The organism is Paenarthrobacter sp. NPDC092416, assembly GCF_044755025.1.
Lineage (GTDB): Bacteria > Actinomycetota > Actinomycetes > Actinomycetales > Micrococcaceae > Arthrobacter.
Genome location: NZ_JBIVQG010000020.1, coordinates 15,126 through 27,734 on the forward strand (window position 1 = coordinate 15,126; position 12,609 = coordinate 27,734).

Annotated in this window: 15 protein-coding genes; 13 read left to right on the forward strand and 2 right to left on the reverse strand. The window is 64.7% G+C overall.

The window, feature by feature from the left end; genetic code table 11:
- Nucleotides 1-10 precede the first annotated feature (10 nt).
- From pcaH to ACIQC5_RS22710, 9 genes are all read left to right on the forward strand, one after another.
- A complete protein-coding gene (gene pcaH, locus ACIQC5_RS22670) occupies nt 11-880 on the forward strand; it encodes a protocatechuate 3,4-dioxygenase subunit beta (RefSeq protein ID WP_400287350.1) in 870 nt (289 codons plus the stop codon).
- Between the two features lie 4 nt (nt 881-884).
- A complete protein-coding gene (pcaG, locus tag ACIQC5_RS22675; RefSeq protein WP_400287351.1) occupies nt 885-1,517 on the forward strand; it encodes a protocatechuate 3,4-dioxygenase subunit alpha in 633 nt (210 codons plus the stop codon).
- Nucleotides 1,514-2,932: an adenylosuccinate lyase family protein gene (locus tag ACIQC5_RS22680; RefSeq protein ID WP_400287352.1), complete on the forward strand. Its 1,419-nt coding sequence runs from the start codon at nt 1,514-1,516 to the stop codon at nt 2,930-2,932. The genes pcaG and ACIQC5_RS22680 overlap by 4 nt, the downstream gene beginning before the upstream one ends.
- Entirely contained in the window at nt 2,925-3,728 is an 804-nt protein-coding gene (locus tag ACIQC5_RS22685) for an alpha/beta fold hydrolase (protein WP_400287353.1), read from the forward strand. The genes ACIQC5_RS22680 and ACIQC5_RS22685 overlap by 8 nt, the downstream gene beginning before the upstream one ends.
- Complete coding sequence (gene pcaC, locus ACIQC5_RS22690; protein ID WP_400287354.1) at nt 3,725-4,159, forward strand: 4-carboxymuconolactone decarboxylase; 435 nt, start codon at nt 3,725-3,727, stop codon at nt 4,157-4,159. Before ACIQC5_RS22685 ends, pcaC begins: the two co-directional genes overlap by 4 nt.
- A gap of 76 nt (nt 4,160-4,235) precedes the next feature.
- Nucleotides 4,236-5,456: a thiolase family protein gene (locus ACIQC5_RS22695; RefSeq protein ID WP_400287355.1), complete on the forward strand. Its 1,221-nt coding sequence runs from the start codon at nt 4,236-4,238 to the stop codon at nt 5,454-5,456.
- 5 nt (nt 5,457-5,461) lie between these two features.
- Nucleotides 5,462-6,148, forward strand: a complete 687-nt coding sequence (locus ACIQC5_RS22700) for a 3-oxoacid CoA-transferase subunit A (protein WP_400287356.1) — start codon at nt 5,462-5,464, stop codon at nt 6,146-6,148.
- Nucleotides 6,149-6,150: 2 nt separating this feature from the next.
- Complete coding sequence (locus ACIQC5_RS22705; protein WP_400287357.1) at nt 6,151-6,822, forward strand: 3-oxoacid CoA-transferase subunit B; 672 nt, start codon at nt 6,151-6,153, stop codon at nt 6,820-6,822.
- A gap of 91 nt (nt 6,823-6,913) precedes the next feature.
- Nucleotides 6,914-7,717 (forward strand): IclR family transcriptional regulator C-terminal domain-containing protein, encoded by an 804-nt coding sequence (locus tag ACIQC5_RS22710; RefSeq protein WP_400287358.1) that lies wholly within the window; start codon nt 6,914-6,916, stop codon nt 7,715-7,717.
- Nucleotides 7,718-7,737: 20 nt separating this feature from the next.
- Here ACIQC5_RS22710 and ACIQC5_RS22715 read toward each other — a convergent pair whose 3' ends face one another.
- Both ACIQC5_RS22715 and ACIQC5_RS22720 read right to left on the reverse strand, forming a co-directional pair.
- Nucleotides 7,738-8,082 (reverse strand): iron chaperone, encoded by a 345-nt coding sequence (locus ACIQC5_RS22715; protein ID WP_400287359.1) that lies wholly within the window; start codon nt 8,080-8,082, stop codon nt 7,738-7,740.
- Between the two features lie 29 nt (nt 8,083-8,111).
- Nucleotides 8,112-8,510 (reverse strand): RidA family protein, encoded by a 399-nt coding sequence (locus ACIQC5_RS22720; RefSeq protein ID WP_400287360.1) that lies wholly within the window; start codon nt 8,508-8,510, stop codon nt 8,112-8,114.
- A 134-nt stretch (nt 8,511-8,644) separates the two neighbouring features.
- Between ACIQC5_RS22720 and ACIQC5_RS22725 the strand changes: the two genes are divergently transcribed.
- Genes ACIQC5_RS22725 through ACIQC5_RS22740 form a run of 4 tightly spaced genes read left to right on the forward strand, consistent with a single transcriptional unit; the run spans nt 8,645 to nt 12,606 of the window.
- Nucleotides 8,645-9,490 carry a fumarylacetoacetate hydrolase family protein gene (locus ACIQC5_RS22725; RefSeq protein WP_400287361.1) on the forward strand — a complete coding sequence of 282 codons (846 nt, stop codon included), beginning with the start codon at nt 8,645-8,647 and terminating at the stop codon, nt 9,488-9,490.
- 18 nt (nt 9,491-9,508) lie between these two features.
- Nucleotides 9,509-9,991, forward strand: a complete 483-nt coding sequence (locus tag ACIQC5_RS22730; protein ID WP_400287362.1) for a cupin domain-containing protein — start codon at nt 9,509-9,511, stop codon at nt 9,989-9,991.
- Nucleotides 9,992-9,996: 5 nt separating this feature from the next.
- Nucleotides 9,997-10,869 carry an acyl-CoA thioesterase gene (locus ACIQC5_RS22735; RefSeq protein WP_400287363.1) on the forward strand — a complete coding sequence of 291 codons (873 nt, stop codon included), beginning with the start codon at nt 9,997-9,999 and terminating at the stop codon, nt 10,867-10,869.
- A 48-nt stretch (nt 10,870-10,917) separates the two neighbouring features.
- Nucleotides 10,918-12,606, forward strand: coding sequence for an AMP-binding protein (locus tag ACIQC5_RS22740; RefSeq protein ID WP_400287364.1), 1,689 nt, complete (start codon nt 10,918-10,920; stop codon nt 12,604-12,606).
- The last annotated feature ends 3 nt before the right edge of the window (nt 12,607-12,609 follow it).

Genomic DNA, 12,609 nt, shown 5'->3' on the forward strand with positions numbered 1-12,609 from the left:
GGAGCCGGCTGTGCCGCAAGACCAGACCACACAAGCGCTCGAATCCGATGAGCTCGTGCCCGCCGCTGAGCCACACGCCGCGCATGATTCCAAGAAAGTGGAAACCCAAGCGGACCTCAGTGCTGAGATCCAGGGCATCGGCGACCGCTATGCTGAGGCCGTCAGGAACGGCAAGGGCCTGGAAACCATGCCGCGCCTGGATTACGCGCCGTACCGCAGCAGCATCCTTCGCCACCCCACCAAGAGCCTGCACCACGCGGACCCGGAAACAATCGAGCTCTACTCGCCTGCGTTCGGCCACCAGGATGTGCACGCGCTGGAGTCGGACCTGACCATCCAGCACAACGGCGAGCCGCAGGGTGAGCGCATCATCGTCGCCGGCCGCGTACTTGATGGTGACGGCCGCCCGGTTGCCGGTCAGCTCGTGGAGATCTGGCAGGCAAACGCCGCCGGCCGTTACATCCACAAGCGCGACCAGCACCCCGCACCGCTGGACCCGAACTTCACCGGCGTCGGCCGGTGCATCACCGGCGAGGACGGCTCGTACAGCTTCACCACCATCAAGCCCGGCGCTTACCCGTGGAAGAACCACCTGAACGCCTGGCGCCCGGCCCACATCCACTTCTCCATGTTCGGCTCGGAGTTCACGCAGCGCATCGTCACCCAGATGTACTTCCCGGGCGATCAGCTCTTCCCCCTGGACCCCATCTACCAGTCGATCGTGGACCAGGACGCCCGCGATCGCCTCGTGGCACAGTACGACCATGAGCTCACCAGCCCCGAATGGGCGCTCGGCTACAAGTGGGACATCATCCTGACCGGTTCCAAGCGGACCTGGACGGAAAACGAAGCATACGGCGACGCCGGGGACGAGGAGTAAGCACATGAGCAAGCTGGCACCCACACCGGGCCAAACCGTAGGCCCCTTCTACGGATACGCCCTCCCCTTCAACAAGGACAACGAACTCCTCGCTCCGGGCAGCCCCGGCAGCATCCGCCTCCAAGGCACGGTCTACGACGGCGCAGGCCACACCATCCCGGACGCCATCCTTGAAATCTGGCAGCCGGACTCCGAGGGCAACATCGTCCAGCGCACAGGCTCTTTGGTCCGCGATGGCTACACCTTCACGGGTTGGGGGCGCGGCTCCGTGGGCAACTCCGGCGTGTACACCTTCACCACGGTCAATCCCGGCCCCACAAAGCCGGGCGCTGCGGCGTTCATCTCTGTAGCCGTGTTCGCCCGTGGCCTCATGAACCGTCTCTTCACACGCGTCTACCTGCCGGAAAACGAGGAAGCACTGGCCAATGACCCGCTGCTGAGCTCCCTGGACCCGGAGCGCCGCAAGACGCTGATCGCGCGCCGCGACCCCGATGGCGGGCTCACGTGGGACGTCCGCTTGCAGGGTGGCGACGAGACCGTGTTCCTTGATTTCCAGCAGGACGGTTCGCTCGATCTGGCAACGGGGGACCTGGCAAGTGGGGACTTGGCAACGGGCAACGCGGGTACCTCAGAATGACCGACGGCGACTTCGGCCTCCTTACCCCCGTCTCGGCGTCGCCCGCTGTGGCGGCGCTGACGGGCGACCGTGCTGTGATCGCGGCAATCCTCGACGTCGAAGCCTCCTGGGCTGCCGTCCTTGAGGATGCGGGACTCGTTCCCGCCGGATCCGCCGCTGTGGTGGCCGAAGCCGCCGATGCCGGCTCCTATGACGTAGCCGCTATCGCCGAACGCGCCCAAGGCGGTGGCAACCCGGTGATTCCCCTGCTGGGTGGCCTACGGGCAAAGGTCAAGGATCTGGACCCTGAAGGGATCGCCGGCAAGGCCGTCCACACCTCCCTGACCAGCCAGGACGTCCTCGACTCAGCACTCATGGTGCTCGCCAGCCGCACCGTTTCAGCGTTGCTGGTTGATGTAAAGCGCACGACGACGGCGCTCGCCGCCTTGGTAGAACAGCATGCGGAAACGCTGTGCGTGGGGCGCAGTCTGACCCAGCATGCCTTGCCTTACACGTTTGGGCTCAAGGCCGCTCAATGGTTCCAAGGCGTTGCGGCCGCGGGTGCCCGCGTGGAATCCCTTAAGCTGCCGGTGCAGTTTGGTGGGGCCGGCGGGACGCTGGCTTCGGCCACGAAGCTGACGTTGGGCTCGGACTCAACGCCGTTCACGCTTGCCGACGCTCTGGCTTCGAAGCTCGGGCTGGCTTCGGCCGCAGCTCCCTGGCACACCAACCGCCTCGCCGTTACGGCCCTGGGCGACTCGCTCACGGCCCTCATCGATTCCTTCGGCAAGATCGCCGCGGACCTGCTGTTCCTGAGCCGCCCTGAAGTGGGCGAACTCGGTGAACCGCAGGCAGCCGGACGCGGTGTTTCCTCGGCCATGCCGCAGAAGCAGAACCCCGTGCTGTCCGTGTTGATCCGGAGTGCAGCGTTGCAAGCGCCAGGACTCGCGTCTCAATTGCACCTCGCTGCGGCAACCTTCAACGATGAGCGCCCGGACGGTGCCTGGCACAGCGAATGGCCGGCCCTGCGTCAGTTGTTCGCGCTGGCCCTTGGTGCGGCCGGACATCTGCGCGAACTCACCGAAGGCCTGCGCGTCTTCCCTGAGGCGATGCGCCGGAACCTGGAAATCCCGGGACCGTTGCTGCTCAGCGAAGGTGTGGCGGCCGCCGTCGCGCCTCTGCTCGGTGAGGGCGGCAAGCAGAAGCTGCAGGCCGTCGTCGACGAAGCGCTGAAGGCTCCTGCAGCCGAGCAGTCCCGCATCTACACCAAGCTCCTGCGCGAAGCCGTCCCGGCGGACAAGCTCACGGACGCAGAGCTTGAAGCCCTGCTGGACCCCGCGGGCTATCTCGGTGAAGCCGCCGAGATCAGCCGTCGGATCCTCGCCGCCTACCCCGACTTCACTGGATCTTCATCGAAAGGAGCCACTCGTGGCTAAGCCAACTGTCAAGGCCGTGCTGCTTTCCCCGCAGCGCGAACTGGGAGCCAAGCCGCTCCTGGTGGTGGGCCCGTCGCTGGGCACGTCCACTGTTCTCTGGACCGAAACCGCCGCTCTCCTGGGCGGCGACTACGACGTCATCGGCTGGGACCTCCCGGGCCACGGCATCTCGCCGACCGTCACCGAAGGCTTCGATATCGCGGAACTGGCTGACGCCGTCGTCGATCTTGTGGACTCCGTTTCACCGGGCGCAAGGTTCCACTACGCGGGCGTCTCGCTGGGCGGGGCCACCGGCCTGCAGCTCGGCATCAAGCACGGCGACCGACTCCGCAGCCTGTCCGTCCAGTGCACCGGCGCTAAACTCGGCACACCCGAGGGCTGGCTGGAGCGCGCGGAGACAGTTCGCAAACTGGGCACTCCCGTGATGATCCAAGGCTCCGCAGAACGCTGGTTCGGTCCCGGATTCATGGACCGCCAGCCGGAGATCAGCAGCCGCCTCCTGCATGCCCTGCGTGACGCCGACCGCTTCGGCTACTCGTTCTGCTGCGAAGCCCTCGCCGCGTTCGACGTCCGCGAGCAGCTCGGCAGCATCACCGTCCCCACACTGGCGATCGCCGGCGTCGAGGACACTGTTGCTCCGCCGTCGTTCGCTGAAGCTGTTGTCGCCGGTATCACCGCCGGCGGCGGTTCGGCTGAGTCAGTAGCGCTCGACGGCGTCGCCCACCTTGCACCCGCAGAGGCGCCGGCCGCCGTGGCTGAGCTGATGCGCAACTTCATGAGGGAGAACGGACTGTGAGCTCTTCTACTGAGCGGAATGGCGCGGTGCAGCCCGATGCGACCGCACAGGACATTTACGACGCCGGCATGGTGGTTCGCCGCGAAGTGCTCGGCAACGCGCACGTGGACCGCGCGAACGCCAACAAGGATTCCTTTACCGAGGACTACCAGGACATGATCACCAGGATCGCTTGGGGTGGCATCTGGACGCGGCCCGGCCTGAGCCGGCAAATGCGCTCGGCCGTCACCCTCACGGCGCTGGTGGCGCACGGTCACTGGGAGGAGCTCGCCATGCACGTCCGGGCGGCCCTCAACAACGGCCTGAGCAGGGACGAAATCAAGGAAATCCTGCTGCAGACCGCCATCTATTGCAGTGTGCCGTCGGCCAATTCGGCCTTCAAGACGGCCCAGAAAGTATTCGACGAGATCGACGCCAACGAACCCAACTAGGTCGCACTTGTGCGCGTTTAGACCCCCCAAAACGCGCACTATTGCGACCTAGTTGGGCAAGCAGAAAGAGAAATCCATGAAACAGGCTTTCGTGTACGACGCCGTGCGCACGCCCTTTGGCAAGTTCGGCTCCGGTCTTGCCGCTGTCCGTCCCGATGACCTTGCCGCCCACGTGGTTCGCGAGTCCGTTCGCAGGGCCCCGGGGCTCGATGTTGAGCGGATCGACGAGGTCGTCTTCGGCAATGCCAACGGTGCCGGCGAGGAAAACCGCAACGTGGCCCGCATGGCCACCTTGTTGGCCGGCCTGCCGGTCTCCACTCCGGGCACCACAGTCAACCGTCTGTGCGGCTCTTCCCTGGATGCGGCAATTATTGCGTCGCGTCAGATCAACGCGGGTGACGCCGAGCTCATGCTGGTGGGCGGCGCCGAATCCATGTCCCGTGCGCCGTGGGTGCTGCCGAAGACCTCCAAGCCCTACCCGGCCGGTGACATGACGCTCGCGTCCACCACGCTCGGTTGGCGTTTGGTGAACCCGGCCATGAACAAGGATTGGACCATCTCCCTGGGCGAGGCCACGGAACGGCTGCGCGAGAAGTATGGGATTACCCGCGAACGGCAGGACCAGTTCGCTGCGGACTCGCACAACCTGGCCGACGCCGCGTGGAACGAAGGCTTCTACGACTCTTTGGTGGCCCCGGTTCCGGGGACGGACCTGGTGCGGGACGAGGGCATCCGTGCCGGCTCCACGGCGGAGAAGCTGGGCGGTTTGAAGACGGTATTCCGGCCTGAGGGCTCGGGGCCCGACGGCGGCACGGTCACCGCCGGGAATGCGTCGCCGTTGTCTGACGGTGCTTCTGCGGCGTGGATTGGTTCGGAGGCTGCTGCTGGGATTCTTGGCTTGGAGCCGTTGGCGCGGATCGCAGGCCGTGGTGCGCATGGCAACGATCCCCAGTTCTTCGGCTTCGCCCCGGTGGAGGCCGCGAACAAGGCCCTCGCGAAGGCGGGCATCGGCTGGGACCAGGTTGGCGCCGTCGAACTTAACGAAGCGTTCGCCGCGCAGTCGCTGGCGTGTGTTGACGCGTGGGGGATCGACCCGTCAATCGTGAACCGCCACGGTGGTGCGATCGCGATGGGCCACCCGCTGGGGGCCTCCGGTACCCGCATCCTGGGCACCCTTGCCCGTTCCCTGCAGGCCTCCGGCCAGCGGTGGGGTGTCGCGGCGATCTGCATCGGTGTTGGGCAGGGCCTGGCCGTGGTGCTCGAAAACGTTTCTGCTGGTGTTTCAGAAGGAGTCTAAGGGTCATGCTGAATTTCATTGACACTGTTGGCGAGGCTGTCGCCAACATCAAGGATGGTTCCACGGTGATGATCGGCGGCTTCGGCAATGCCGGCCAGCCGTTCGAACTGATCGATGCGCTGATGGATTGCGGCGCGAAGGACCTGACCGTGGTGAACAACAACGCCGGCCAGGGCGATCAGGGCCTGGCGCTGCTGATCAAGGAAGGCCGGGTCCGCAAAATGATCTGCTCCTTCCCGCGGCAGTCCGATTCCTGGCATTTCGACGCGAAGTACCACGCGGGCGAGATTGAACTGGAGCTGGTCCCGCAGGGCAACCTGGCCGAGCGCATCCGTGCCGCCGGTGCCGGTATCGGCGGCTTCTTCACCCCCACCAGCTACGGAACCACCTTGGCTGACGGGAAGGAGAGCAGGTTCTTGGACGGCAAATGGCAGGTGTTCGAGACCCCGATCCACGCCGACGTCGCCCTCATCAAGGCGCTCAAGGCCGATCGCAAGGGCAACCTCGTGTACCGCAAGACCGCCCGGAATTTCGGGCCGATCATGGCCGCCGCTGCCAAGCACACCATTGTGCAGGTCTCGGAGATCGTGCCCACCGGGTCCTTGGACCCGGAGAACGTTGTGACACCCGGTATTTACGTCAACAGTGTGGTCCGCGTCGACTCCGCCGATTCTGCAGGAAAGGTGGCTTGATCATGAGCACCCAGACAAGCATCCAGACCTCCGAAAAGCCGCTGGGCCGCGACGAGCTCGCCCAATTGGTGGCCCGCGACATCGCACCCGACTCCTTCGTGAACCTGGGCATCGGCCAGCCGACCCTCGTGTCCAACTACCTCACCGAAGAACAGAACATCACCCTCCACACGGAGAACGGGATGCTCGGCATGGGCCCTGCCGCTGTTGGGGACGAGATCGACGACGACCTCATCAACGCGGGCAAGATCCCCGTTACCGAGCTTCCCGGGGCATCGTACTTCCACCATGCCGACTCGTTCGCGATCATGCGCGGCGGTCACTTGGACATCTGCGTCCTCGGCGCGTTTCAGGTCTCCGCCAGCGGCGACCTCGCCAACTGGCACACGGGCGCCCCCGGCGCCATCCCCGCCGTGGGTGGTGCGATGGACCTCGCAACCGGCGCCAAAGACGTCTTCGTGATGATGACCCTGCTGACCCGCGAGGGTGCGTCCAAGCTCGTGGCACAGTGCACCTACCCGCTCACCGGCGTCGGCTGCGTCACCCGCGTCTACACGGACAAGGCTGTTTTCCTCACCGGGCCCGACGGCGTCACAGTCCGCGAGACGTTCGGCTGCACGTTCGAAGAACTCCAGGAACTCGTGCCCTTGCCTTTGAAGAAGGCCGAGGCCTAGTCCCGCTCCCGTTGTGGGGCCCGCTCTGCGCGCTATTCCTGGGTTTTGGGGTGCAGAGCAGGCCCCGCAACGCCCCCTAGGATTGGTAACCATGACCGACTCCGCAGTTACCCCGCAGGCCAGCGACCAGTACGTCCAGTCGCTGGCCCGGGGCCTCGCCGTGATCCGGGCGTTCGACGCCAACAACCCGGTCATGACCCTCAGCGAAGTCGCTGCACGCACGGACCTTACGCGCGCCACGGCCCGTCGCTTTCTGCACACCCTCGTGGAGCTCGGTTACGTCCGCACCGACGGCAAGACGTTTGCGCTCACGGCCAAGGTGCTGCAGCTTGGGTATTCGTACCTATCGGCTCTCTCACTTCCGCAGCTGGCGCAGCCGCACCTCGAGCAGCTAAGCCTGAAACTGGGGGAGTCCACCTCCGCTGCGGTCCTCGACGGTCCGGACATCTTCTATGTTGCCCGCGTCGCCACGCGCCGGATCATGAACGTTGGCATCACCGTGGGCACCCGCTTCCCGGCCTACGCCACGTCCATGGGCCGCGTGCTGCTTGCCGGATTGCCCCAGGCCAAGCTGGAGGCCTACCTTTCGACGGCGGAACTCACCCCGCTCACCCCGCGAACCGTCGGCAGCGTGCCCGACTTGAGGGCCGCCGTCGAGCATGTCCGTGCGCAAGGCTGGTGCCTGCTCGATCAAGAGCTGGAGATCGGGCTGATGTCCATCGCGGCACCGGTATGGAACCACAACAACGGCGACAATGTCGCGGCCATCAACGTGTCCTTGCAGGCCCAGGCTGTCGCAGCGCAGCCGGACCCGGATGCGTACCTTGAATCCGTGCGCCAGGAAGTCGTCGCTACGGCCAACGCGATCTCCCAGGACGTTTCCGCGAAGCACTGAGAGCATCTGCCGTACAAAACCTACCGACGGATCGCCGCCAACCGCGTCTCCAGGATCCGGCGCACCAGCGAATCCGGCACAGGATTGTCCGCAGAGAACCTCAGTGTCCCCGGTGACCAGGAGTAACCACCAAGTTCCTCCGCCATTTCAGGCAGAATCTGACCGCTGAACGGATACAGTGCCAGGTGATTCTTGGTTTCGAGCACGCTCAGGAAGCCCTTGCCGTTCACGAGCAAAGCAGGCATGCCGTAGCTGGTGCCTTCTTCGGCGTCGGGCGCGAGCTCGCGTGCGATCCCCACAATCCGCTCCAGAATGACGCGGTTGTCTGCGCTGACCTTCTCCAGATATTCGGTGACGGTTCCCATAGGGACATCGTGCCCCAAAATTCGGGGGTTTACCGCTCCGGAATCACCGCGATGCCCTGGATTTCGATCAGGGCCTCTTTCTGCCACAACCGTGTGACGCCGATGCCCGCCATGGCCGGGTACTGCGAGCCCGCCATGTCGCGCCAGATGCGTCCGATCTCGCGCCCGTTCGCCATGTAGTCGTCCACATCCGTGAGGTAGATGGTCACGTTGACCAGGTCCTCGGGCTGTCCGCCGGCCTCGCGCAGCGTGGTGAGCACGTTGGTGAACGCCTGCGTGAACTGTTCCACGATGCCACCCGGCACGATGTTCATGTTCTTATCCAGCGCGGTCTGCCCGCCCAGAAATACCGTATTGCCGGCGAGAATGCCGTGCGCGAAACCGGACGGCTTGGGGAGCGATTCCGGGTTGATCGTCTGGTGGCTCATGCTGTTCCTCCTGGTCGTGGCAACTGCGAAAAATTTTGAAAAGCCTCTGTGCAGATCATTCCTGCCGTGCTACGTTGAGCATATGTGACGATCGTAAAAAAGTCGACATATCAAATCTCGAAGGGACAGAACGCATGAAACTCGCCACTTTGCGGACAGCCGGCGGAGGCACGACGGCGGCACTCGCCACGGGCGCCGACTCGTACCTTGCGCTTCCGGCAGCCGACGTCGGGGAGCTCCTGGCCCAGCCGGATTGGCGGAACATCGTCGCACAAGCCGTTGCAGCGCAGGGCGAGGTCATCACGGACGCCGACTTCGCACCGCTCCTGCCGCGGGCAGGCAAAGTGATCTGCTGCGGCCTGAACTACGGAGACCACATCAAGGAAATGGGCCGCGAACTGCCCGAGTTCCCCACGCTCTTCGCCAAGTTTGCCGACACGCTGGTCGGTGCTTCTGACGCGGTAGAAGTCCAGGGCAGTGGCCGCGTGGACTGGGAAGCCGAGCTCGCCGTCGTCGTCGGTTCTGAGCTGTTCCGCGCGGATGAGGCCGCTGCCCGCGAGGCCATTGCCGGCTACACCGTGGCCAACGATGTTTCCATGCGGGATTGGCAAAGCCGGACGCTGCAATGGTTCCAGGGCAAGGCGTTCGACCGTACGACGCCGGTGGGCCCGGTCATGCTGACCGCGGACGCCGCGGGTGAAGACTTTGAGGTCCGTGGCTACGTCAACGGCGAGCTCGTGCAGCAGGGGAACACCCGCACCTTGGTGTTCGGTCCCGCGCAGCTACTGTCCTACATTTCACAGTTCACCACGCTCCGTCCCGGTGACCTGGTGCTCACGGGAACGCCCGGGGGAGTGGGCATGGGCATGACCCCGCCGCGCTTCCTGAACGACGGAGATGTTCTCAGTACAGAAATCGACGGGATCGGCCGGCTGGAAAACCAGTTCCGGATCCACGCCCCCGTTGCAGCAACCGTCTAGAAACCAAGGAGAAAACCAATGAGTCAGACCGCTACCGAATACCGCCTCGAAGGCGACAACTCCATCTACGCGCAGGCCGACGGCAAGGTGGTCCCCGTGGTGACCCGCGCCGGCGCAGAAGACACCAACACCGCCCAGTCCGGCGACTGCATCCGCGTCTCCGGTGTCAGCATCCAGCACACCCCCGCAACCAAGATCTGGTTCGGCCAGGTGTCGAATACCCCCGGCTACCGCTCACTCCCGCACCACCACGGCGAGGCTGAAACCGGCGGTTACGTGCTCCGCGGCCATGGCCGCATCTACTTCGGCGAGAACTACCAGGAATTCCTGGATATGAAGGCCGGCGACTGGGTCTTCGTACCGCCGTTCATGCCGCACGTTGAGGCCAACATGTCCGTCACGGAAGACCTCGTGTGGCTCACGGCCCGCACGCCGGAGAACCTCGTGGTCAACCTCGAAGACGTCGCCGACGAAACTCTCGCCGACTACCGCAGGGCATAACCGCCATGATGACTGGAACCTTGACGTCGGAAACCTTCCTCAGGGCTGTAGACCTTACGCCAGTGCCCGCGGAGGTACACGATGAAGCATATGAGGCAAGTACTCAATATGTTCCTTGGCCCAAGGCATACGGTGGCGACATGGTGGCCCAGGCCGCCGCGGCCATGATGCGCTCGGTGGACGCTGACCGGCAGCTCCACTCGATGCACAGCTACTTCATGCGGCCAGTCGACGTCGGTTCCAGCGTTCGCTACGAAGTGGAGCGCCTGCGTGATGGTCGCGGGTACTCCACCCGGACGGTCCGCGGCTTCCAGAACGGCAAACCTGTATATGCCGCCATGGGTTCGTTCCAGGTTCCCGAGGGCGGTCCGGACTTTCAGCCTGAGGCGCCTGCCGCCGTCGAGCCCGAATCACTGCGCAGCGCTGCCGAAGTGCTGGTTGATGCCGAGGGTCCGGCTTCCGACTATTGGTCTGCGGGACGTAGCTTCGACATGAGGCATATTCCCGGTCCGGTATATGTCGAATTGGAGGGCGGCCCCGTGCCGCAGCAAGCCATCTGGGTCAAGGCCTTTGACAGCCTGCCCGACGACGCAAACATCCACCGCACCGCCTTGGCATATGTCTGCGACTACACCATCCTGGAACCGCTCCTCCGCGTGAACGGACTCAACTGGTCCAGCCCCGGGCTCGCCACAGCAAGCCTGGACCACTCCATGTGGTTCCACCGCGATGGCCGTGCGGATGACTGGGTCCTTTATGCCCAAGAAGCCATATCCGGACAGAGCAACCGCGGCCTGTCCATGGGCCGCTTCTTCGATCGGCAAGGAAGGCTCCTTGCAACAGTTGCCCAAGAAGGCATGATCCGTGCCGGCGCCTGAAGCGACCGGCAAAGCAGCTTCACCGACGCACCACTGAAAGGAACGGCCATGAGCATGATGTCATCGGCCCACGTGGACACGTTTACCCGCGACCACTTGCCGCCCGCCGATACCTGGCCGGCGCTCGAATTCACCCTTCCCGAACTCCAGTACCCCGAGCGGCTCAACGCTGCGTCAGTGCTCATCGACAATGCGGTCGTTGAACATGGCGCGGACCGGCCCGCCTTGCGGACACCCGATGGCACGGTCTGGACCTACGGCGAGCTGCAAAAGCGAGCCAATCAGGTTGCGCAGGTCCTTACCGAAGACCTTGGCGTCGTACCCGGCAACCGCGTGTTGCTCCGCGGCCCCAACAACCCGTGGATCGTAGCCGCTTGGCTCGGCGTCCTCAAAGCCGGGGCAGTGGTGGTCACTACCATGCCGATGCTGCGTTCCAGCGAGGTCGCCACTCTGATCCAGCTCACCAAACCCGTGGTGGCGATCTCCGATCACCGCTTCGTGGACGAACTCGTCACTGCTGCCGGCGACGCGGTCACCGTGGTCGCGTACGGAGCGGACGACGACGGCGACCTCACCGCGCGCTGCTCCACCAAGAACGGGGAGTTCGCCCCGGTGGACACTTCCGCGGATGACGTCGCGCTGCTGGGTCCGACGTCCGGCACCACGGGTGTGCCCAAGGTGACCATGCACTTCCACCGGGACATCCTGGCCAACGCGGACACGTTCGCCCGGTACATCCTGGAGCCCACGGCGGAGGATGTCTTCGCTGGGTCGCCGCCCTTGGCCTTCACGTTTGGCCTGGGTGGATTGGTGGTTTTCCCGCTGCGGTTTGGGGCGTCGTCGCTCTTGACCGAAAAGGCGGGACCGGTTGAATTGGCCGAGCACGCTGCAGCTGCCGGGGCTACCGTCCTGTTCACCGCGCCAACGGCCTACCGTGCCATCCTCAAGGAGAACCGGGGCGAGCTGCTCCGCGGCCTGCGGATCGCGGTTTCCGCCGGCGAGCACTTGTCCAAGGAAACCTGGCACGCCGTCCACGAGGCTACCGGGCTGCGACTGGTCAACGGCATCGGTGCCACGGAAATGCTCCACGTCTTCATTGCCGCGGCCGGGGACGATATCAAGCCTGGCACAACAGGCCGCGCAGTCCCCGGTTTCAGGGCCACCATCCTTGACCAGGAGGGTCACGAGCTCGGCGCGGGGCAGGTTGGGCGCCTGGCCGTCATTGGTCCCACCGGTTGCCGCTACCTGGACGATGCCCGCCAAACAAATTACGTCGTCAATGGCTGGAACGTCACCGGCGACACGTTCATCAAGGACGAGGACGGGTACTTCACCTACCAGTCCCGTTCGGACAACATGATCGTCTCCTCCGGCTATAACATTGGCGCTCCCGAGGTTGAATCCGCCATCGACCAGCACCCGGACGTGGTGGAAAACGCCGTTATCGGTGTCCCGGACCCGGAACGCGGCAGCATCGTTTGCGCGTTCGTCGTGCTGCGCGAGGGCGTCATTGGCGATGCCGGCAAGCGCAAGGACATCCAGGACTTCGTCAAGCAGACCATCGCCCCTTACAAGTACCCGCGGGAGGTCCGGTTCGTCACCGAACTGCCACGGAATCCCAGCGGCAAACTGCAGCATTTCAAGCTCCGCGAGGGCCTCGAAAACGGGGACTCCACCGGCGGCGGCATCACCAGAGACACCCAAGAACTTACCCCTGCCGGCCAGAGCCAGGCTTGAGAA

What these genes read in the sequence shown, in the direction of transcription:
- pcaG (WP_400287351.1), top strand. Translation starts at nt 885, where the DNA reads ATGAGCAAGCTGGCACCCACACCGGGCCAAACCGTAGGCCCCTTCTAC.
- ACIQC5_RS22680 (WP_400287352.1), top strand. Translation starts at nt 1,514, where the DNA reads ATGACCGACGGCGACTTCGGCCTCCTTACCCCCGTCTCGGCGTCGCCC.
- ACIQC5_RS22695 (WP_400287355.1), top strand. Translation starts at nt 4,236, where the DNA reads ATGAAACAGGCTTTCGTGTACGACGCCGTGCGCACGCCCTTTGGCAAG.
- ACIQC5_RS22700 (WP_400287356.1), top strand. Translation starts at nt 5,462, where the DNA reads ATGCTGAATTTCATTGACACTGTTGGCGAGGCTGTCGCCAACATCAAG.
- ACIQC5_RS22705 (WP_400287357.1), top strand. Translation starts at nt 6,151, where the DNA reads ATGAGCACCCAGACAAGCATCCAGACCTCCGAAAAGCCGCTGGGCCGC.
- ACIQC5_RS22710 (WP_400287358.1), top strand. Translation starts at nt 6,914, where the DNA reads ATGACCGACTCCGCAGTTACCCCGCAGGCCAGCGACCAGTACGTCCAG.
- ACIQC5_RS22715 (WP_400287359.1), bottom strand. Translation starts at nt 8,082, where the DNA reads ATGGGAACCGTCACCGAATATCTGGAGAAGGTCAGCGCAGACAACCGC.
- ACIQC5_RS22720 (WP_400287360.1), bottom strand. Translation starts at nt 8,510, where the DNA reads ATGAGCCACCAGACGATCAACCCGGAATCGCTCCCCAAGCCGTCCGGT.
- ACIQC5_RS22725 (WP_400287361.1), top strand. Translation starts at nt 8,645, where the DNA reads ATGAAACTCGCCACTTTGCGGACAGCCGGCGGAGGCACGACGGCGGCA.
- ACIQC5_RS22730 (WP_400287362.1), top strand. Translation starts at nt 9,509, where the DNA reads ATGAGTCAGACCGCTACCGAATACCGCCTCGAAGGCGACAACTCCATC.
- ACIQC5_RS22735 (WP_400287363.1), top strand. Translation starts at nt 9,997, where the DNA reads ATGATGACTGGAACCTTGACGTCGGAAACCTTCCTCAGGGCTGTAGAC.
- ACIQC5_RS22740 (WP_400287364.1), top strand. Translation starts at nt 10,918, where the DNA reads ATGAGCATGATGTCATCGGCCCACGTGGACACGTTTACCCGCGACCAC.